This is a genomic window from Paenibacillus sp. S33, from assembly GCF_053615415.1.
Map to the genome: position 1 here is coordinate 90,818 of NZ_JBSIEZ010000002.1, position 23,962 is coordinate 114,779.

At 41.3% G+C, this 23,962-nt stretch carries 4 protein-coding genes, 3 rRNA genes and 2 pseudogenes; 2 read left to right on the plus strand and 7 right to left on the minus strand.

Translation table 11 applies throughout. The annotated features are described in order from the left end of the window. Positions 1 to 423: 423 nt before the first annotated feature. Entirely contained in the window at positions 424 to 1,647 is a 1,224-nt protein-coding gene (locus ACWGXJ_RS25595; RefSeq protein WP_452568178.1) for an MFS transporter, read from the plus strand. 36 nt (positions 1,648 to 1,683) lie between these two features. Then, positions 1,684 to 2,400: an FAD-dependent thymidylate synthase gene (thyX, locus tag ACWGXJ_RS25600; protein WP_452568020.1), complete on the plus strand. Its 717-nt coding sequence runs from the start codon at positions 1,684 to 1,686 to the stop codon at positions 2,398 to 2,400. 414 nt (positions 2,401 to 2,814) lie between these two features. Here thyX and ACWGXJ_RS25605 read toward each other — a convergent pair. The 7 genes and pseudogenes from ACWGXJ_RS25605 to ACWGXJ_RS25635 all read right to left on the minus strand — a co-directional run. Next, positions 2,815 to 2,895 (minus strand): annotated as a pseudogene (locus tag ACWGXJ_RS25605) (hypothetical protein); the annotation flags it as partial. Between the two features lie 6 nt (positions 2,896 to 2,901). After that, positions 2,902 to 3,276: pseudogene (locus tag ACWGXJ_RS25610) on the minus strand (transposase); the annotation flags it as partial. A 645-nt stretch (positions 3,277 to 3,921) separates the two neighbouring features. Then, positions 3,922 to 4,050 (minus strand): hypothetical protein, encoded by a 129-nt coding sequence (locus ACWGXJ_RS25615; RefSeq protein WP_452568021.1) that lies wholly within the window; start codon positions 4,048 to 4,050, stop codon positions 3,922 to 3,924. 262 nt (positions 4,051 to 4,312) lie between these two features. Beyond that, a 5S ribosomal RNA gene (rrf, locus tag ACWGXJ_RS25620) occupies positions 4,313 to 4,429 on the minus strand. A gap of 146 nt (positions 4,430 to 4,575) precedes the next feature. After that, positions 4,576 to 7,501, minus strand: a 23S ribosomal RNA gene (locus ACWGXJ_RS25625). Between the two features lie 217 nt (positions 7,502 to 7,718). Beyond that, positions 7,719 to 9,272 (minus strand): 16S ribosomal RNA (locus ACWGXJ_RS25630). Together the 16S, 23S and 5S rRNA genes form the textbook arrangement of a ribosomal RNA operon. Positions 9,273 to 10,689: 1,417 nt before the next feature. Then, a complete protein-coding gene (locus ACWGXJ_RS25635; RefSeq protein WP_452568022.1) occupies positions 10,690 to 23,892 on the minus strand; it encodes an amino acid adenylation domain-containing protein in 13,203 nt (4,400 codons plus the stop codon). Positions 23,893 to 23,962: the final 70 nt, after the last annotated feature.

The window sequence follows — 23,962 nt, forward strand, 5'->3', positions numbered from 1 at the left end:
GATGGGATTGCTGCAACTGGTCGCCTTGCGTTTTTCTGCTCATGTTCCCGGTCTGTTCTTTCGGTAGTGCGAGCGCTATTGCATGCTGTTGTATTTTAGGCCAACGTTTCCGCTTGTTTGCGCACGTCTATTTTTCGGCTGTTTGCTCAAAATCTGCATTACCTATTCCCCAAATTATTCGTTACAAGCAGGCTACATCTGATTTTGACGTCGATTCGTTGGCTTCTTAAGCTTTAAAACTTTTCACTGTCCAGTATATCAATAATATTTATTGGAATATATTGGTTTGTAGTTGAAGGAACTATTAAAACAGAGTTGAGTTGTTTTTTCAATGGACTCTTTAATAATAAATAATTAGTGACTAGGAAAGGATAGGGGACTAAAATAAAGAAATAATTATAAAGGAGAGGTAGCAGAGTGGAAATGAAAACAATGCAAGTTGAGACTAAAATGACGCTTTGGTCAAATTTAAGTTTTTTATATTTGTGGATAGGAAATATATTCTATAATTTTGGTTTTCAGATATACATCATTACGCTCCCTCTTTATATTAATATGTTAACTGGTTCAGCTTTAGCAATGAGTATGATGAGAGCTATCGACATTATTCCAAGTATTTTAGCTGGAATTATTGGAGGAGTTATAATTGATCGTTATAGTAGAAAGAAAATGATTATTATAATGACCTCAGTTCAAATACTGGTTTTATTGATGATTATTTTACTTATATACATACAACAAATAGATGTTTGGTTATTATATTTACTAGGCTTTGTTCTTTCATTTGGTGGAGCTATGTTTTGGAGCTCTTATACGTCGATTCTGCCTCAAATTGTGACTTCAGAACAATTAATTGATGCTAATTCAAGAATGATGTCTTCTAGCACAATAATTAACATGATAGCACCAGGGATTGCTGGTTTAATTATTGTCTCATTATCGTATATTGCAAGTTTTTCAGCTTTTTTAATTGGGCTTTTCATAGTATTATTTTTAACTTTATTTTTAAGAGTTCGAGATTATAATGAGCATATAAACAAGAAGGGAAAAAGTTTTTGGAAAGACTTTAAAGAAGGCATCTTAATTTTATATGAAGAAAAAAACATTTTCACTCCTACCATAGTCATTTTAACAAAAAACTTTGCGAATAGTTTAATCATTGGCATTATAATATTCTATGCTTCAAATATCCTAGGTGCCAATGAAAAGCAAGTAGGTCTTATTTATAGCATAGCAGCTATAGGTGGATTGATTAGCTCGCTTCTTATTCCTAAGATTAGAAAAAAGCTTCCCCGAGGAAAAATCTTTTTGTATTCAATCCTAATAGATTTAATAGGTATGTTATTAGTTACTTTATCAGTTAACTGGTGGATGATGGCTTTCTCCTTTTTTATTCGCACTGCTGGTGTTACAATGTCTAATATCGTCTATTCTACAATTAGGCAGGAAGTTACTCCTAATCATTTATTAGGTCGAGTAACCGGAACTTCTTCTCTTTTGATAAAACTTACTATGCCTTTAGGATTACTAGTATCAGGATTATGGGCAGAATTCTTACCTATTAGGTATTTATTTATATCCTCAACATTAATTATAGCAATTTTATACTTGGTATTACGAAAGCACCCATTTGTGCGAATTATTTAAATAAATATATTATACAGTTAAGTGGAGATGAAAATTATGGAAACAGTTCAAGTTTTAGATCAAGGATACGTTCGTTTAGTAGACCACATGGGTAGTGATTTAACAGTTGTAAATGCAGCAAGAGTATCTTATTCTAAGGAATCGTTTGAATGGTCTGATAAAGACCAACGTTTAATCCAGTTTCTTGCTAGAGAAGGACATACCTCGCCATTTAGGCATGCTATTTTGCAGTTTGAAATTTACGCTCCTTTGATGGTGGCAAGACAATGGTGGAAATATATTGTTGGATCCGCTCATTATGAGGGAACTGGCGATAACTTAGACGCTTGGAATGAATCGAGTAGACGCTATATTACTGAAGATCCTAAATTCTATATTCCTTCATCAGCGGAATGGAGAGAAAAGCCTGAAAATAGTAAGCAAGGAAGTGGTGCAACTATCTCCTGGGAATTAGGTGAAATGTATACGCAAAAACTAATGGAGTATGTTGAAGCAGGTATCCAAAATTATGAAGATGCTCTGCAAGCTGGAATTTGTGCCGAACAGGCAAGACTCTTTTTACCAGCTTATGGAATGTACGTTCGCTGGTACTGGACTTCTTCATTACAAGCAGTTAGTCACTTTTTGAATCAAAGAATAGCTCATGATGCTCAGAAAGAAATCCAAGAATATGCTAAGGCTGTATTAGAGCTATGTAAGCAAGCATATCCAAATGCCCTAAAAGAATTAGTATTATCGAAGCAATTAACATAAAAAAATTCACTACTCAACTTTCGCAGAGGCGAAAACTTGCTTGAAGCCTTTTGACCAGTTATAATAAGGGCTTGTTTACCGATTTCATGCTGCGAAAGTTGAGTTCATTAGAAATCATTCCCAATCAAACTTGTTTGTGTAGTTGATTATAATCTATATCACTTTAAGGTTAAAAGTTCTTATCCTTAAAACAAAAAAAGCCACCATTTACAGCCTCTTAAGTAACTATGTTCAATGTTCTCCTACATCCTAAGACCTTTGTAATTGACTTCTACAAAGATAATAAAAAGAAGAAAGCCACCAATATTTGAGGAACTCAAATAATTATTCTCTGGTTTCAGGGATGTACATATCGTTTTGAAACACTGAAATAATTAAGTCTTATATTGTCTCTGGTGGGCTGTCAACAGTAAATCAGACAACTTTATTAACGGCTGCAGCTTTGTACTGAACTGGCGTCATGTATCTTAATGTGCCGTGAATACGATGCTTGTTGAATCAGTTCACATAATCATATAATTCTAGTTTAGATGATGAAGACTCTGGAAATTCATTTGGTTTACGAATTCTGTTTTCATCACTTTGTAGGTGGCTTCGGCCACGGCATTGTCGTAAGGACAGCCTTTCATATTTAGGGAACGGCCAATGTCAAAGGTCTCTAACAGTTCGTCCATGGTCTGGTTCTTAAATTCGCTTCCACGATCGATATGAAACCACTGAATGTCGCTCAAATCGCTCTTTGCCGTAGCAAAGGCACGGGAAATCAGAGCAACGTCTTTGTTGGGACCTGCACTATGGCCAATGATTTCACGATTAAATAAGTCGATCAGTACGATAAATGTAGTGCCACTTGTGCTGAACTTTTACATAAGTTACTCCACACTATATGCGCCATTTTTTTGCTCAAAGTGCTTGGCATGCCGGTGCTTCACTTGATGATATTGCCGAAACACTTGGCCATAGCAGCACGAAAACACCGAAGGAAAATTATCTTCGGACTCAGCTAAAAAAAGAAAGAGATGCTAGTCATCTCGTGGATGTCAATGTTTAAGGGCTCTTGTCCAATAACATGTAAATACGAACTTTCATAACACATTTGATAAAAAAGAAAGAGACGTTAGTTCATCTTATCATATAAATTCTAATCAAGTAGAAGGGGCGGCTACCCCCCGTCCTCTCATACCCCCCATTCGACGGTTCCAAAAGGTTAACAAAGTTCCAAGTATGAGAAAGCAAAGCTTCCCAATAAGAAGTCGGAAGGGGGTTATTCATGTTTCGGGATATTTTCCAAGCCCCTCTACAAGAGTTGGCCATCATGATTAGATTGCCAATGTAAATCATTAAAAAAATTCTTTACCCTTTTTGGTTACAGAATAGCCTTATGTGGTATAATGAATACATATAAAACGTATATTAAAAAAGCCACGATGGTGACACATCGTGACTTTAACAAAGGCCGGTGGGCGACCACGGCGATTTTCAAATCATGTGAATGAAAAACCACCGGATCAAGGGCCCAACCTATCGCCGGTGGTTTTTCTTGTCTTTACGTGGCTTCTTCTGATTGCACAACAAAGTCTTCAGGCCAGCAAAAATGCCGACTACTTTCAGCAGCGCATCCAGAATCTTCACGATCAAGTCAAGTGACACAGCGTCACCCCCTTCCGGGTTGGCTTCGCCATGTCATTCCCACCGGTTGCTTTGTCTCCTCAATTATACCATGTTCTCCCTAGTATCTACTATCAATTTCACTAATGTCCCTCAAATAATCGCGAAGGACAATAAACACAAACAACATATTCATTTCAACCTCTAAACGACCGTCCTTGAGACTGACTTTAAGGCGATTTCCAGCATAAAACCTTATGAAACACAAAAAGAGCACAGTCTTTAGGCTGTGCTCTTTTGTCGTGCTTGGCAACGTCCTACTCTCCCAGGACCCTGCGGTCCAAGTACCATCGGCGCTGGAGGGCTTAACGGTCGTGTTCGGGATGGGTACGTGTGGAACCCCTCCGCTATCGCCACCAAACATGAATTTACATCGTAAATTCTTTTTCAGGAATCAGCATCGCCAAATGCTGTGTGTTCGCTTGCTTCACATAAGCCACTTGGGCTTATACCATACAAAACTTACACCCTGAAAACTGGATCCGAAACTTATTTGCGTTTTATTCTTAGGATAAGCCCTCGACCGATTAGTATTGGTCAGCTCCATGCATTACTGCACTTCCACCCCCAACCTATCTACCTCGTCGTCTTCAAGGGGTCTTACATACTGGGAAATCTCATCTTGAGGAGGGCTTCACGCTTAGATGCTTTCAGCGCTTATCCCTTCCGTACATAGCTACCCAGCGGTGCTCCTGGCGGAACAACTGGTACACCAGCGGTACGTCCATCCCGGTCCTCTCGTACTAAGGACAGCTCCTCTCAAATTTCCTACGCCCACGACAGATAGGGACCGAACTGTCTCACGACGTTCTGAACCCAGCTCGCGTACCGCTTTAATGGGCGAACAGCCCAACCCTTGGGACCTACTTCAGCCCCAGGATGCGATGAGCCGACATCGAGGTGCCAAACCTCCCCGTCGATGTGGACTCTTGGGGGAGATAAGCCTGTTATCCCCAGGGTAGCTTTTATCCGTTGAGCGATGGCCCTTCCATGCGGTACCACCGGATCACTAAGCCCGACTTTCGTCCCTGCTCGACTTGTAGGTCTCGCAGTCAAGCTCCCTTCTGCCTTTGCACTCTTCGAATGATTTCCAACCATTCTGAGGGAACCTTGGGGCGCCTCCGTTACTCTTTAGGAGGCGACCGCCCCAGTCAAACTGCCCACCTGACACTGTCCTCGCACCGGGTCACGGTACCAAGTTAGAACCTAGATACGATCAGGGTGGTATCCCAAGGATGCCTCCCTTCAAGCTGGCGCTCAAAGTTCTACGGCTCCCACCTATCCTGTACAGATCGTACCCAAATTCAATATCAAGCTGCAGTAAAGCTCCATGGGGTCTTTCCGTCTTGTCGCGGGTAACCTGCATCTTCACAGGTATTAAAATTTCACCGGATCTCTCGTTGAGACAGCGCCCAAGTCGTTACGCCATTCGTGCGGGTCAGAATTTACCTGACAAGGAATTTCGCTACCTTAGGACCGTTATAGTTACGGCCGCCGTTTACTGGGGCTTCGGTTCATAGCTTCGCCCGAAGGCTTACCACTCCCCTTAACCTTCCAGCACCGGGCAGGCGTCAGCCCGTATACTTCGCCTTGCGGCTTCGCACAGACCTGTGTTTTTGCTAAACAGTCGCTTGGGCCTTTTCACTGCGGCCCCCTCGGGCTATTCACCCTACCGAGGCACCCCTTCTCCCGAAGTTACGGGGTCATTTTGCCGAGTTCCTTAACGAGAGTTCTTCCGCGCGCCTTAGAATTCTCTTCTCGCCTACCTGTGTCGGTTTGCGGTACGGGCACCTTCTCCTGGCTAGAGGCTTTTCTTGGCAGTCTGAGATCATGACCTTCGCTACTACAATTTTCGCTCCCCATCACAGCCCAGCCTTAACGATGTGCGGATTTGCCTACACATCAGCCTCACTGCTTAGACGGACATCCATCAGTCCGCGTCACTACCCTACTGCGTCACCCCATCGCTCATAACGGATTACGGTGGTACAGGAATTTCGACCTGTTGTCCTTCGACTACGCCTATCGGCCTCGCCTTAGGTCCCGACTTACCCTGAGCGGACGAACCTTCCTCAGGAACCCTTAGGCTTTCGGCGGATCTGATTCTCACAGATCTTTTCGTTACTCATACCGGCATTCTCACTTGAATGCAGTCCAGCGCTCCTTACGGTACACCTTCAACCCGCATTCAACGCTCCCCTACCCCTGATGCAAGCATCAAGCCATAGCTTCGGTGGTGTGTTTAGCCCCGTTACATTTTCGGCGCAGAGTCACTCGACCAGTGAGCTATTACGCACTCTTTCAATGGTGGCTGCTTCTAAGCCAACATCCTGGTTGTCTGTGCAACTCCACATCCTTTCCCACTTAACACACACTTGGGGACCTTAGCTGATGGTCTGGGCTGTTTCCCTTTCGACAATGGATCTTAGCACTCACTGTCTGACTCCCGGAACTAAATCTATGGCATTCGGAGTTTGACTGAGCTTGGTAACCCTTGCGGGCCCCGCACCCAATCAGTGCTCTACCTCCACGATTCTTCTTTCCGAGGCTAGCCCTAAAGCTATTTCGGGGAGAACCAGCTATCTCCGGGTTCGATTGGAATTTCTCCGCTACCCCCACCTCATCCCCGCATTTTTCAACATGCGTGGGTTCGGGCCTCCAGTGCGTGTTACCGCACCTTCACCCTGGACAGGGGTAGATCACCCGGTTTCGGGTCTACGTCCACGTACTCATTCGCCCTATTCAGACTCGCTTTCGCTGCGGCTTCAGCTCTTCACCTTAACCTTGCACGGGAACGTAACTCGCCGGTTCATTCTACAAAAGGCACGCCATCACCCATCAATAGGGCTCTGACTTCTTGTAAGCACACGGTTTCAGGATCTATTTCACTCCCCTTCCGGGGTGCTTTTCACCTTTCCCTCACGGTACTGCTTCACTATCGGTCGCCAGGGAGTATTTAGCCTTGGCAGATGGTCCTGCCGGATTCATACGGGGTTTCACGTGCCCCGCACTACTCGGGATCCGTCTCGGAGAGAACAAGTTTTGAACTACAGGGCTTTTACCTTCTCTGGCGGGCCTTTCCAGACCTCTTCATCTAACCGGTTCCTTTGTAACTCCATGTGAGACGTCCCACAACCCCAAGGAGCAAGCTCCTTGGTTTGGGCTAATCCGCGTTCGCTCGCCGCTACTGACGGAATCACTATTGTTTTCTCTTCCTCAGGGTACTTAGATGTTTCAGTTCCCCTGGTGTGCCTCTCTTCTGCCTATGTATTCAGCAGAAAGTGACTGTCGATGAAGACAGCCGGGTTTCCCCATTCGGACATCCCCGGATCAAAGCTTGCTTACAGCTCCCCGAGGCGTTATCGTTGTTCGCCACGTCCTTCGTCGGCTCCTGGCGCCTAGGCATCCTCCGTGTGCTCTTTGTAGCTTAACCTAGTATTTACAATGTAAATACGATTCGCTACTTTAAGTTTTCTTGTTTACACAAGATCAGCTTAAAGGAATATTCTAAAACGCAATTTCGTTTCGGTATCCAGTTTTCAAGGTACAATATGAGAGTTTGAACTCTCAAAACTGAGCAACGAGTGAGTAATTTTGAAGCTTATGCTTCATATTTGAATGTTTCCATCGCAGGAAACGATTCTCCATAGAAAGGAGGTGATCCAGCCGCACCTTCCGATACGGCTACCTTGTTACGACTTCACCCCAATCATCTACCCCACCTTCGGCGGCTGGCCCCTTGCGGTTACCTCACCGACTTCGGGTGTTGTAAACTCTCGTGGTGTGACGGGCGGTGTGTACAAGACCCGGGAACGTATTCACCGCGGCATGCTGATCCGCGATTACTAGCAATTCCGACTTCATGCAGGCGAGTTGCAGCCTGCAATCCGAACTGAGACCGGCTTTTCTAGGATTGGCTTCACCTCGCAGCTTCGCTTCCCGTTGTACCGGCCATTGTAGTACGTGTGTAGCCCAGGTCATAAGGGGCATGATGATTTGACGTCATCCCCACCTTCCTCCGGTTTGTCACCGGCAGTCTGCTTAGAGTGCCCAGCTTGACCTGCTGGCAACTAAGCATAAGGGTTGCGCTCGTTGCGGGACTTAACCCAACATCTCACGACACGAGCTGACGACAACCATGCACCACCTGTCTCCTCTGTCCCGAAGGAAAGCCATATCTCTACAGCGGTCAGAGGGATGTCAAGACCTGGTAAGGTTCTTCGCGTTGCTTCGAATTAAACCACATACTCCACTGCTTGTGCGGGTCCCCGTCAATTCCTTTGAGTTTCAGTCTTGCGACCGTACTCCCCAGGCGGAATGCTTAATGTGTTAACTTCGGCACCAAGGGTATCGAAACCCCTAACACCTAGCATTCATCGTTTACGGCGTGGACTACCAGGGTATCTAATCCTGTTTGCTCCCCACGCTTTCGCGCCTCAGCGTCAGTTACAGCCCAGAGAGTCGCCTTCGCCACTGGTGTTCCTCCACATCTCTACGCATTTCACCGCTACACGTGGAATTCCACTCTCCTCTTCTGCACTCAAGCTCCCCAGTTTCCAGTGCGACCCGAAGTTGAGCCTCGGGATTAAACACCAGACTTAAAGAGCCGCCTGCGCGCGCTTTACGCCCAATAATTCCGGACAACGCTTGCCCCCTACGTATTACCGCGGCTGCTGGCACGTAGTTAGCCGGGGCTTTCTTCTCAGGTACCGTCACTCTTATAGCAGTTACTCTATAAGATGTTCTTCCCTGGCAACAGAGCTTTACGATCCGAAAACCTTCATCACTCACGCGGCGTTGCTCCGTCAGGCTTTCGCCCATTGCGGAAGATTCCCTACTGCTGCCTCCCGTAGGAGTCTGGGCCGTGTCTCAGTCCCAGTGTGGCCGATCACCCTCTCAGGTCGGCTACGCATCGTCGCCTTGGTAGGCCATTACCCCACCAACTAGCTAATGCGCCGCAGGCCCATCCACAAGTGACAGATTGCTCCGCCTTTCCTCCTTCACCCATGCAGGAAAAGGATGTATCGGGTATTAGCTACCGTTTCCGGTAGTTATCCCTGTCTTGTGGGCAGGTTGCCTACGTGTTACTCACCCGTCCGCCGCTAGGTTATGTAGAAGCAAGCTTCTACATAACCCCGCTCGACTTGCATGTATTAGGCACGCCGCCAGCGTTCGTCCTGAGCCAGGATCAAACTCTCCATTAAAGACCAACCGAAGTTGATTTATCGAAAGAGCGATTAGCTCATTTGAAACTGACGAGATAAAATATCTCATGTTTGATTTTGCGAACAAAATCAGTTTACTCACTCGTTGTTCAGTTTTCAAAGATCAATTTTCATTCGGCTTTTCTTGAGCCGGATTTATAATATATCATACTTTAGCGATTCATACTACTGGTAATTAATAACTCATAGATGATCTTTTGAATTTTTGAAGTCCCTCTAACCATTACATCACAGCCTATCTTACGGCCGGGTAAATAATATATCATTTAGGTTTGCTGATTACTACATGTAAGTTATACCAAAGCACTTAATAAAATCATTTCTTTTACTATATTCCACATGACCAAATCTACTGCAGTCGATCCAATGAAGTAAAAAGAAGACAGAGAACAACTCCATCTTCTCGCTCTTCAAAATTAACTTATGTAGTTAAAATAGGCGTGTTATTTACTTAAAGGAGGAATTCATGCACAGTAGTTAGGATTTTATGATGTTTTTGGTAGCATGGATTTGGCCGACACACAAACATAAGTTATATCTACTATATAATGCCTCCTCCTATCACTGCCAAAAGCAGTGATTAATATCGATACGTTCCAATAATTATTTACGAACACTTTGGAACGTAAAATTGAACCGCTCCTAAAAATATGTTTTTAGGAACGCCACATTTCATCAATAATTGAAACAAATGCAATACACAATAAAAAGTAGCTCCTGCAGGCAATGCAGGAGCTACTTTTTGTTGCCTTGCCACTGTTGTCATTCAACTAACGTTCCCCGTCAACTTAACCAAACGACGAACCTTAATCATCGCTTGTTTCTATACAAGAGCTCCAAACAAGTAAACTGCAAACACTATAATCTATGAATCAACATAACTCCTCCCAGCCTAGAACACAAAGAAGTTCCAAAATTATTTGAATATTTTTTCGAAATTATCATTCCTGGTAACCAATATACAATAGCAGGCATAAATAGAATGTGATCCTCCTCGGTTTCATTCGTATATATATCCATATCCCAATTGAATAACTTAAAAAGATAATGGCTCAACATAAAGTCGTTTTGCAATTATAAATTAAATAAAAACCCTAATGTAAGAACAACTATTGCAAAGGGACTGACCCCAAAAATGTAAGTCAAATCAAGCCATGTCGTAAGATATAGAGATAACCTTGGCTCGATAAAAACTTTTTTCCTTCTCTAATTTGCTTGTTCAGTGTACTTATAGTAATCCAACTAAGCTATCTATATTTTAATGACTTCAATGACTAATTGTAATTATAAATACTCATATTATGATTACATGTAAAAAAGAATGGTCTTGAGGTCGAGTGAAAAACATATCAACCCACCGTACCTCAAGACGTCAGAACTCAGAACTTCACCAATATTAAATTTTTAGCGTATTTCGATTCATAATTTCTTGAGCCAAACCACGAATTGTTGGTTGCTCCATGATCACATTCAAAGATATATCGATATTCATCATGGTCTGCAATTGCTGTAACAATTGGACCGCTTGCAGCGAATGACCACCTAACAAAAAGAAATTGTCTGTTACCCCCAACGTTTTGATGTCAAGAATGTTCTTCCATATATTTATCAAGGTTTCTTCGATGGGGCTCTCTGGTGCAACAATCAATGGCTCCTTCTCTATATGTTCGTCCATCTTGTGCTGTACATGTAGCGAGTCGGTTGGTTGTTGGGACTCCCATTTTCCCTTGACAATTGAATTTTGTAATTCCACTACTTGCATTTTGGGGTGATTTGCAACTCTTTCAAGAATGTCCAGCCATTGCTTACCCACTTGTTCTACGAAGCTTTTATCATATGCTAGTGAATTGAAAACAAAATGAATCGTTAAATTATCTCCAGGAATTATATAGAGATTAAGATCATAATTAGTTTGTTCAAAAATATCAATATTAGATATTCTTAGACTATTTTCTTCTCTATTCTCTAAATTTTGATCCTCTTGGTTAAGTGGATAGTTCTCAAAAAACATAACATGGTCTAACAGTTCCCTTCTTGGCAAAGCTGAAGCTTGAATCTCATACAAGGGATAATAGTCATGGGAATGTGACATAAGTGCCTGTTGCTGTGTCCTTATTAGAACATCGACCATTTTCTCATGTTGGTCACAACGGATGCGTACTGGGATGGTATTTGCAAATAAGCCTATAATACGTTCTATTCCTTTAATCTGAGCCTGTCTGCCGGATACGACACTTCCAAAAACAACATCCCTGCTTCCGCTATAACTTTGCAGGATCATTCCCCACACCGTCTGAAAGATAGAATTAACTGTTATATTCAATTTCTTGGATGTTTTATTAATGAGATCCGTCAAGTGCTCTCCTAATGAGTAAATTACTGACTCTCTGACATACTTATTTGTCATATTTTTATTTTGTGGAAGCTGACTTGGCTGTGCGTAATCCTTCAGAAGGTCTTTCCAGTATGCAGCGGCGATTGCTTTATCCTGCTGCCCCAACCAACGGATATATGTTTTAAAAGGGATTACTGGTTGCAAATTAGACTCGCTTTTATTTTTGTAAGCATTGTACACATCAAATAGTTCTTTAGCGACATGTGAGATGCACCAACCATCCATTAAAATATGATGAAAACTCCAAAGAACTTCGTAAGTTGCCTCTCCCGTCCTCCATACAGCAACGCGCATCAACACATCTTTTTCAAGATTAAAGCCTCTTTGGCGATCTCTTTCCTGATATTTTTTCAGTAGTTTATCACGCTCATTTACTTCCAAGCCCCGAATATCTGTATATTTGTAATCCATTCTTTTGTTGCGGAAAACTATCTGTAGGGGGGCTTTGCCCCATTTGCCGTAAAAATTAGTACGTAAAATAGCATGTCGCGCCAATAAATGATTCCAGCTGTACTTAAAAGCTTCTTCATCCAGTTGTGTATGAAGTGAAAAAGACAATTGCTGAAAATACATTCCGGCATAAGGTTCCAAAAGATTGTGAAATAACATTCCTTGCTGTAACGGTGTAAGAAGATACATATCTTCTATATCACCTTGATCTTGAGTGTACTTTGTCATTTGATCTAACTCATACAAGGTAACTCCCTGCAATGAAAGATCTGATGGGGTTAATTCTATGCAGTCTCGATTGATTGTATGGGAAATGATCTCTTGTAGATGAAAATACAGTTGTGCCGCCAGCCGTTCTATGCTTGATGATTTATATTGTTTCATGCTGTAGCCGATATTAATACTCAGTTTTCCCCCCGATACCAGACCATTTAGACTGATCTTATGCTTTCTTTCTAGTGATCGGCTAACATCCGAACCGCAAGAATAGTGTGACAGCTTTATCTTATTGTTCTCAAAATCTTGATCAAATTGACCTAAATAATTAAAATTAATTTCTGGCTCACATTCCAATGCTTGTCTTTGAGGATTTGTAGATAAATATCTAAGGATACCATAGCCAATTCCCTTTTTAGGCACGCTTCGAAGACTTTCTTTCACCATTTTAATTTGATGAGAAAGATCTTTATCTGGTACCATGTTCAGCAGTACAGGGTATTCGCTGGTGAACCAGCCAATAGTTCGGTTCATATCGATGTCCTCTAGAATCTTTTCCCTACCATGCCCTTCGACACTAACAAGAGTCTGACAAATTCCGGTCCATGAGTATAGAGCCAACGCCAGCGCGGCCAGTAAAATATCATTTAACTCTGTATTGTAGGGACGATTTGAGTGTTTTAGTAACAGCTCCGTCTCTTCTTTGCTTAATTCCACGGTGACCGAACGGCTATCCCCCATTGTGGAATTATCATAGCAACTATCTGTGGGAATAGGGACAATCGGTGTTTCAGCAATTTGTTTCCAATATACTAGCTCTCTCCCCGCTTCCGGCGAATCTGCATAAGTCAATAATGCTTTTGCCCACTTCTGAAAGGAATCGGTCTTGTCTGGTAAGCTAACAGGATGACCCTGCTGAATTTGTTCATAAGCACCGGTGATATCTTCAAATAAAATTCGCCATGATACACCATCAACCACAAGGTGGTGAACGACTATGAGCAGATGATCCCCATCATCACATTGAAATAAAGCCAGCTTGATCAAGGGACCGTCACTTAGCCTGAAGCTGCCCTGAATATCATTTGCTTTTGCTACGATAATTTCTTCACAGTTGTTTTTTGCACGGAGGTCAACTACCTCTAAAAAATAGTGTGGCCCCTGTTCGACTCTATAGTTCCACGCCTCGAAATTATTATTTTTTGCACGGAATCTCAAACGTAATGCATCATGATGAGTTACGATGCTGTCAAGCGCACTTCGTAAACTTATTGCATTCAACCTTTCTTGACTATATAACATGACAGATTGGTTAAAGTGATGCTGATCTGCAAACCCTTGTTTAAAAAACCACTTTTGTATAGGCGTAATTTCCACCTTTCCTTCGACTTCATTTTGATCAGCTACCGATGTAAGCGGAAGCACATGGTCTTTTAACTGGCTTATAGTCGGAAATCTAAAGATATCTTTCATTTCAAGTTTGTATCCGACCTGATGAAGTCTAGAAGAAACCTGAATCGCTTTAATAGAATCGCCCCCAAGATCAAAGAAATGATCTTGAATACCAACCCTATGAACCCCCAAAATCTCTTGATAAACCTGAGATAGTATGGACTCTAGCGGATGTTCTGGAGCGATGTATTCAACCACTGTAGTTATGTTATTTTCGTCAGGAGCGGGCAGTGCTTTCCAGTCTACTTTACCGTTGAGTGACAGAGGCATTTTTTCCAGCTGAACAAAATAAGTTGGAATCATATACTCAGGAAGCTTTAGAATTAATCTTTCCCTTAAATCAGTCGATGTTAGCTCTCGGCCTGCTACGAAATAGGCACACAATTGTTTTCCATTTTGACCCTCATGCACAGTCACAACTACATTTTTTATAGTGTCGATTGCTGAAAGGTGTGCTTCTATTTCGCCAAGCTCAACACGAAAACCACGTATTTTGACTTGTTGATCGATTCTTCCAAGATACTCAATATTACCGTCTGGCAGCCAGCGCGCCAGATCTCCTGTTCGATAGATACGGTGTCCATCCAAAAAAGGATGATCTATGAACTTTTCCGCAGTAAGGTCAGGCAAATGAAGATACCCTCTTGATAAACCAGCTCCACTAATACAAAGTTCTCCGGCAACTTGTATCGGCTGTACCTGATCGCGCGGCCCTAAAATATAAACTTGCACATTATCAATCGGTTTTCCTATAGAAATAGGCTGCCCAATCTGAGAAATCGAAAACATCGTTGAAACGACGCTATTTTCGGTAGGACCATACTCGTTGCATATTTCTACCGATGAATTCATGGATTTCAACTTATGGACAAGTACAGGATTTAACTGTTCTCCGCCGACGACCACATTTTTAAGCGTTGCAAGATCCTGCTTGTTCACAACTTCCAGAACTTGAAACAAAAAGCCAGGGGTACTTTGAATGTGAGAAATCCCCCACTTAACAATCGCCTCTCTAATAGCATGCGTATCAACGCATTCATTATCATTCAGCATATACACAGTTGCGCCTGAAACAAGCGGTCCCAAGAGGTGTGTTATAAAAGAATCGAAAACAAATGTGCTTGTCATTAGAACATGGTCATTACCACTAAAATCGTACGACCTTTTTTTCCAAAGAATGGTGTTGGTAATGCTTCTATGTTCAATCATGACTCCTTTGGGTTGACCTGTTGTCCCTGATGTATAAATAACATACGCCAATGAGTTAGGATCGTTATTAGGTTCCAAATTATCCACTTTATCACTATAATGTTGTTCATCATCTAAAAATACTTTCGAACCTTTATATGAAATTTTATTTTCTAATTTACGTTGAAGTAACAAAATTTGAGAGACTGAATCAGACAGTATATGACGAGTCCGTTCTTCCGGATATTCAGGATCAATAGGAACATAAGCTGCACCGGATTTTAATACGGCCAGGATTCCTACCACCATTTCAAGTGAGCGCTCTGTCATAATGCCAACAATTTGATTGGCCTGCACTCCTTTGGCTCTTAATGTATGACCAAGTTGATTCGCCCTTCGGTTTAATTCTCTGTAAGTTAATTTCTTATTTCCTAATACTAATGCAATTTGATCAGGTGTACGCTCCACTTGTTGTTCAAACAGTCGGAAAATCAAATCAGCTTCAGGATAAGAAACTTGTGTATGGTTGAACTTGTTCAAAATCAGTTCTTTTTCCGATTCCGTGATGAGTTCAATTTCTTCTATATTTAGGCTCGGTCGCTCAGCTACTTGCTCTATCATACGTAAAAAATGAGCTTTGAGCAGTTCCATATTCTCAGAGGCATACACCAGAGCATTGTACTCAAAATGAATCGTCAATTGTTCCGCGGGTACGACGACCACGTTTAAATCATAATTGGTTTGTTCCACCGCGCTCATTGCTGTAATCGAGATTTCATCAGGAGAACTACTGGTTGCCTGCATCTGCTTCTCAACCGGATAATTCTCAAAAATCATAATATGGTTAATTAAGTCCTGTTTCTGACTTGTGTGTGCCTGAATTTCGTATAATGAGTAATAGTCATGCTGATGAGATCTCAAGGCTTGCTCCTGCATTCTACATAAAAGATCACTGAAGGTTTCATTGGGACTACATTGAATGCGGACTGGAATCGTATTAATAAATAATCCGACCATATGTTCTATTCCGGGAATATTGGCCTGCCTCCCTGAAACGACACTCCCAAAAACCGCATCGTGATTGTTATTATATTTATGCAGTAGAATCCCCCATAAAGTTTGAAGCAAAACATTTACAGTTGCTCCGTATTGTCTGGCGACTTCATGGATTCGCTGAGATAGTGATGCTCCTAGTTCGCATGATACCTTGTCCGAACGATAGCCCTCAATTTTTATGTTTTTCTTGGGTAAAACCGTTTGCTGGTCATATCTGCCTAAATAATTGCTCCAGTACTGTAAAGACGTTTTTCGATCTTGCTCCTCCAGCCACCGGATATACTCACTGTAAGGTGAGGCTGGGGGGTAATCCGGCTTTAGGTGATCTTGAAAGGCACGATATGTTCCCAAAATCTCTTTCATAATTAAAGGCAGGCTCCATCCATCTATCAAAATATGATGGAAGCTCCATAAAATTTCATAAGCATGATCTTGCACTCGGAAAGTAGCCACTCGCATAAGCGTGTCTGAAGCTAAATCAAAACCTTTTAAACGGTCTTGCTCTTTATAGTTTTGCAAATGAGACCTTTGATCTTCAAAATTTAAATCCCTGAGGTCTTCATAGTAAAACTGAAGCTGCTTTTCCCGGTAAACAATCTGTATTGGCACTGCCAAGAGATTAGTATAAAAATTGGTACGCAGTACAGCATGTCTCTTCAGAAGATCATTCCAGCACTCCTTGAATATCGAAATATTTAGTGGACCTTCCATGGTAAAAGCAGTTTGTTCAAAATAAGCGTTGGATTCAGGCGAGACTTGATTATGGTACAGCATGCCATTCTGTATAGGGGTAAGGGTATAAGTGTTCTCAACCCTCCCGATTTCGCGAGTTTCATTTAGAATGTGTTCTAACTCTTCAAAGGTAAGCCCTTTGATTTGTAAATCACTCGGTGTGATTTCAGGCTCTTTATCCAAGCAATGAGATATGATTTTTTGCAGATTCGCCTTAAAATATCCGGCCAAACTTTCTATCGATTCATCTCGGAAGTAATTGCAGTTATACAGGAAGGAAAGAGAAAGCTCTCCATCCATAATGTAACCATTCACCATCAAAGAGAAGCCGGAGACGAACTTATTACTTACTTCTTCGCCTCGCGGGTATGGTGATAGCTCAAATTCATTACTCTGAAAATTCCGATCGAAACTTCCAAAATAATTAAAGCTAATTTCTGCATGTAGTTCATTTTGCAACGCTTTACTATTGGTTAAATAGCGAATAATACCATAATTAATTCCTTTGTGCGGTATTTGTCGGATATTCTCTTTGATCCGTTTAATATCAGTAGATATCTCATGTTCCGCAGTCATATCCAAAATAACAGGATACATGCTGGTAAACCAGCCTACCGTTCTTGAAATGTTTACTTCAGGAAAAATAGATTCACGTCCGTGACCCTCAAGGCTAACAGCAACTCGCTTCATCCCCTTCCAATCACGAAGAGACATCCCCAGTGCAGCAAGTAGCAAATCATCCATTTGCGTATTGTAGGCACGATGTACACTCTTAAGCAAGAGCTCGGTCTCATGCGCAGTCATCTTCACTGTATATTCCGTATTTTGATTCTGCTTGGAAATGATTTTCGCGTCTCTTGGTAGCAATTCCGTTGCCGTATGATGGATCCCCTGCCAATATTCAAATTCACTTTCTAGATCTGGGCTTTGAGCATACTCTGATATCTTTAATGCCCAGCTTTGGAAAGAATCTGTTTTGGGAGGAAGCTTGATAGTTTGCTTCTTTTCTAATTGACTATACATGGATGTGAAGTCTTCCAGCAGGATCCGCCAAGAAACCCCATCAACAACTAGATGGTGAATAACAATAAGCAAATGGTCCCCATCTTGGCAATGAAATAAGACTAATTTAATTAAAGGACCTTGACTTATATTGATGCTACGTTGTACTGCATTGGCCTTCATTTCTACAAATGCGTCATTTTTATCATAATGCCGATAATCCTCCGTTTCCAATATGTAGGCTGACTCATCCCCTACAGGACGATTCCAGGCCTCGTAGCCATCGGATGTATAACGGAATAAGATCCGAAGCGCATCATGCTGTTCAGTCAATTTCTGCAACACTTGGTGAAGAAGATCTTCGTCGAATCCTTTTTTGCGATAAAGCATAAAAGACTGATTAAAATGATGGGGTTCTTTATTGAGTTCAAAGAACCATCTCTGAATTGGCGTTAACTTTACATCTCCATTGATTTCACACGAATTTGTTTTTACGAGAATAGATTGAATGTGACCGGCTAATTGTTTTATCGTTGGATTTTTGAATAAGTCCCTTATTTCAAACCGATATCCGGCTTCAAACAACCGGGAAGATACCTGAATCGCTTTAATCGAATCTCCTCCAAGATCAAAAAAATGATCTTCGATACCAATGCGTTCAACACCCAGAACATGCTGCCATATAGAAGCAAGCAAGTGCTCCATCGTGTTACGGGGAGCTATATATGTTCTAGCAAAGGCTAGACCGAGGTCAGGAATAGGAAGCGCCTTACGATCAATTTTACCGTTAGTCGTTAAAGGCATTTTCTCCAGTTTGACAAAATAAGACGGAATCATATATTCGGGCAAAACTTTCGCTAATTCTGACTTCAATACTTCGATTTCAAACTGCTTACTTGCAACGTAGTACGCATATAGTTGATTATCGTCGCGCACGTCTTGCCGGGTAATAACGATAACATCCTGTATGCCTTCGATGTTCGCAAGCCGGTTTTCCACTTCACCAATTTCAATACGGAATCCTCGTATTTTTACTTGGTGATCTATTCTCCCCAAGTACTCAATTTTACCATTAGGCATCCATTTTGCCAGATCACCCGTTTTGTATAACCGCATTTGAGCGTTTAGTGGATGAACGACAAACTTTTGCGCAGTTAGGTCTTCCAAGTTCAAATACCCTCTTGCCAAACCAACTCCAGCTATACACAATTCGCCAGGAATACCAACAGGCTGCAACTGGTTATCACGATTTAAAATGAATGCCTGATGATTCTGTATTGGCTTACCGATACTGACTGCTTGTATCGAATCAAAATTCTGAAATGAGGGAACCGACCACACAGTTGAACACACGGAGTCCTCTGTCGGACCGTAGGCATTAAAATACTGCACCCTATTAGCCCACTTTTTGATGAATTCAAGTGAGGTGGACGATCCTGCTGTAATGAGTTTGGTTAAGCTGACGATCCTTTCTGGATTCAGATGTACTGCATAAGACGGAGGTAATGTCGCCACTGTTATATTATTTTCTATTAAATAATCTGTGAAACGTTCCGCATCCAAAATCGTATTTTTCCGCGGGATATAAAGGGTCGCGCCGCTAAACAGCGCCTGAGAAATTTCCCAGGTACATGCGTCAAAAGAAAAATTAGAGAATTGTACAATTCGATCCTGTTCTGTTATTTGAAGTGTGTTCGTATAGAGAGACTTTAAATTGCATATCCCTCGATGTTCAAGCATAACCCCTTTGGGTTTACCAGTTGTTCCTGAAGTATAAATCACATAGGCAAGATTTGAGGGGAAAACTTCAAATTCGATATGCAAGTCCTGTTCCATATAAATTTTCTCTTCATCAAGGTATATAAACTTGCCGTCAAATGTGGCTTTTTCCGTTAAATTATGTGTAGTTAGCAATAGGGAGGCGCCGGAGTCATTCAACATATAGTGAATACGATCCTTGGGTAGCTCAGGGTCGATAGGCAAATAGCCTCCTCCTACCTTAAGAATTGCGAGCATGCCTATAATCATTTCTACGGATCGTTCGGTCATTAGCCCTATAATTTCTTCCTTTTTTACTCCTTCTTGATGTAAATAATTTGCAAGTCTGCTGGAGCGTTCATCAAGTTCGCGATAAGTCAGATGTGTTTTTTCGCAAACGACTGCAACTTTGTTAGGCACCAGGGATACTTGTTCCTCAAATAATCCGTGAATTGTTTTATTATCCATAAATTCGATTTTCGGTGTATTATAAGTCTTCCATATTTTTTCCTCTTCATCAGCAGTCAATATATTAATATCTGATAATATAATTTGAACATCCTGCGTGATGGAACGAATAATATTTTGAAAATGAAGTCCCATCCGCTGTATAGTTCCCTGTTTAAAAAGAGAAGTAGCGTATTCTATACTGAATCGGATCGTTGAAGTCTCGACATTAGCATGAAATGACAAATCAAATTTTGCTACCTTATGCTCTATGGGATATGCGCTTAGGTTCCAACCAGGAATCTGGGCTTCTTGCGAAGACGCCGTTTGTAAAGTAAACATTGTATCAAATAAAGGATTTCTGCTTAAATCCCGTGAGAGTTCCAATTTTTCTACAAGTGTCTCTAAAGGATACTCTTGATTTTCAAATGCAAGTAATACAGTCTCCCTCACTTCTTGCAAAAACTGCATGAATGTTTTGTGACCTGCTGGATAGCTTCGAAGGGCTAACGTATTGACAAACATGCCGATTAAATGATCTAGGTCAGGGTGAGTTCTTCCTGCAACAGGTGTTCCGATTGTAATATCTTCTTGGTCTGTGTACTTGTATAAAAAAATGAAATATGAAGTTAAAAGAATCATATACAAAGTTGTTCCGCTTTCAGCTGTTATTTGTCTTAATTTTTCGCTAGTAAAGGGATCTAATGTGAATTCCAGGAGATTTCCTGAAAAGTCCCTGACGTTTGGCCTATTATAATCTGTTGGTAACTCATATGTTTGCATCTCATTACTAAATGTATTTATCCAATATGTTTCCTGTTTTTTCATGCGTTCTTGCTGCACCTTATCTTGCTGCCATACAGCGTAGTCCTTGTATTGAATATGAAGGACAGGTAGATTTTCCCCTTCCAAAAGAAGGGTTATTTCCTTTAGAATGTTTTCCATTGAAACTCCATCTGAGATGATATGATGCATATCAAACATAAGAAGATGATGCTCAGAAGTTATCTCAATTAAGCCCACTCTCAGTAGCGGGGCCATTTTCAGATCAAATGCACGTATAAAGTTCTGGATCACCTTCTGGCAATCTTCTTCCGTCGATTCGAAATATTCGATTAAAAACTGAACCACCGGGTTTACTCTCTGAATGGGCCCTTCATTTGTATTTACAAAACTTGTTCGTAATGACTCATGACGCTGGATTAGCTTATTCAATGCCTGTTGAAGATCATTTCGATTTAAAGGTCCTTCAACGGAAAATACGGCGGGCATGTTATAACTTAGATCATGATTGGACAATAAACTTAAAGCGTACAAACGTTTCTGTGCCGAAGACAAGGGGTAGCTGCTTCTTTCCTCTGCAAGAGGGATAGGTTCAAAGTTCCCTTGCTTGTCTGCAATCCAATTGGCGATTTCTTTAATGGTCGGGTATTGGAATATTTGTTTAAGAGATAGATCAACCCCCAAATGTTGGTATATCTTTGTGACCATACTTGAAGCTTTTAATGATTGCCCTCCAAGCTCAAAAAAATTATCCTTTACTCCGATATTCTCAATTCCTAATAATTCTTTCCATATCTGAACTAGTCGTTCTTCGATTACTGTTTCAGGAGCCTGATATTCTGCTCCTGTCCATATATTATTTTTGGGATGCGGCAACGATTTCAAATCGATTTTTCCATTCAATGTGAGAGGGAAACTTTCCAAACGAATAAAATAAGCTGGAATCATAAAGGCGGGCAACTGAACCCCAAGGGTCGCTCGTAGTTCGCCGATCGTGAAAGGCTGCTCTGTCTCAAGGTATGCGCAAACCTCTTTTTCTCCATGCTCGTTTTCAACGGTAGTCACCAAAGCTTTTTGAATGCCACTTATTTTAAGAAGCTGCGCCTCAATTTCTCCAAGTTCTATCCGGTGACCACGTATTTTAACCTGCTGGTCAATACGACCCAAAAACTCAAGATTCCCTTTAGGGAGCCACCGAACCAAGTCACCTGTCCGATATAGGCGCTCATTCGAGTTTAATAGGCCGGTAACAAACTTCTCGTTATTCAATTCAGGACGATTTAAATAACCGTGAGCCAGTCCCTTTCCGCCAATCCATAATTCTCCAGGGACACCTAGCGGTTGAAGTTCACCTTTTTTGCTTAAGACGTATACCTGTGTTTGGCTGATCGGCTTGCCAATTGGAATATGAACATCGGTATCATCAATTTCATTAACTTCATAATATGTCGCGAAGACAGTACTTTCTGTAGGTCCGTATACTTGTATTAATTTATGAGGTCCTAACTCTTTTAGCGCCTTTTTAGTATGCTCCACCGAGGCTCTTTCCCCGCCAAAAAGAACTTTTCGTACATGGACAAAACAATCCACATCTTGGTCTATTAGCATGTTGAACAAAGCCGTCGTAATAAAAACAACTGTAATTTGTTTATCTCTAATTTGGTAGGCAAGTTTTTTTATGTCTAGCAAGGTGTCTTTTCCAATCAGAGTTAGTTTGCTTCCATTTAGTAACGAACCAAAAATATCAAAGGTTGAGCCATCAAATGCATAGTTGGACAGCTGAAGTATATGATCTCCCTCTTGAAAATCGATGTAATTCGTACGGCTAACTACCCGAATAATATTCTCATGCGTGGTCAATATGCCCTTGGGGGTACCTGTTGTACCGGATGTATAAATGACATAAGCTATATCTTGGGGGGAGTTCACCAATTCTAAATTAGATTGATCCTCCGAATATGAATCCTTGTCTTCTAAAGCTAATACCTTTCCTTCGAAAGCAATCTTTTCTTTTAAATGCTCCTGAATTAAGATTACGGAAATACCAGAATCTTTTAACATATACTGTATGCGATTTTCTGGATAATCAGGATCAAGAGGAACATAAGCTCCACCTGATTTTAAGATAGCAAGGATTCCGATGATCATTTCCACAGAGCGCTCAACCATTAATCCCACTAAATGACCACTTTGAACTCCGTTAGTCCGTAATGTACGAGCTAGTCTATTCGAACGTTCATTAAGCTCCCTGTATGTGAAGGCAACATTTTCGTAAGTAACAGCCACTTTTTCTGGTACCGCCTTAGCTTGTTGCTCAAACAACTTTTGAACAGTTGCGCTCGCAAGCTCATTTTCATTCGTTCGATTAAACTCAATACACTGTTTCTCTTTTTCCTCTTCTGTCATGATGCCCACTTTGTGAATTTCAAGATCTGGCTCATTCATCATTTGGATAAGAATATGCTCCAGATGTGCTGTTAGCCGTAGTATGTAATCTTGACTGTACACATCCGGGTTGTAACTGACATTCACATAAATTGATTCTTGTTCCATTTCAAATCCAAGTAAAAGATTCACAATAGCATCATTAATAAAATTCAAGTTATGTAATGCTGAGTAATAGATCACCGTATCCACAATCGGTTTGCCGTTGTTGTGGTATTCAATCTCTAGTTGACCTGTCATATCCTGAAAAGGAATATTTGAGTGTTTCAATACTTCCTTTACCGCACGTTGATTTTGCTTGACAAGCGTTTTAAACGTATTATATTCCTCTACATCAGCTTTTAAGAAGAGGATTTCATTAATAGGACTTAAATCTTCCTGGCTATTGGAGATTACAGGTATACCAACGATGGTTTGACTGTCTTCCGTGTATTTGTACAGCAAGAATTGTACTCCAGTTAGTAGTATAAGAAACTCAACTCCTTTGGAGCCTTTAGATAACGCCTCTAATTTTCTTTGAACGTTTTGAGAAAATCGATGTCTGTGTTTGCTCAACTGGGAATTAATAATACCATCTTTGTTAGAGCTCTTATTGTAGGGAAATGAACTTATTCGATCTTCTGAACTTATCATATTTCTCCAAAATAATTTTTCTTTCTCAAATAAAGTATCCAAACGATCACCCCATATATTTATTAAAATTAAGGAAATACCTCCTGGACGTTTTATGGTTTATGATCTATCC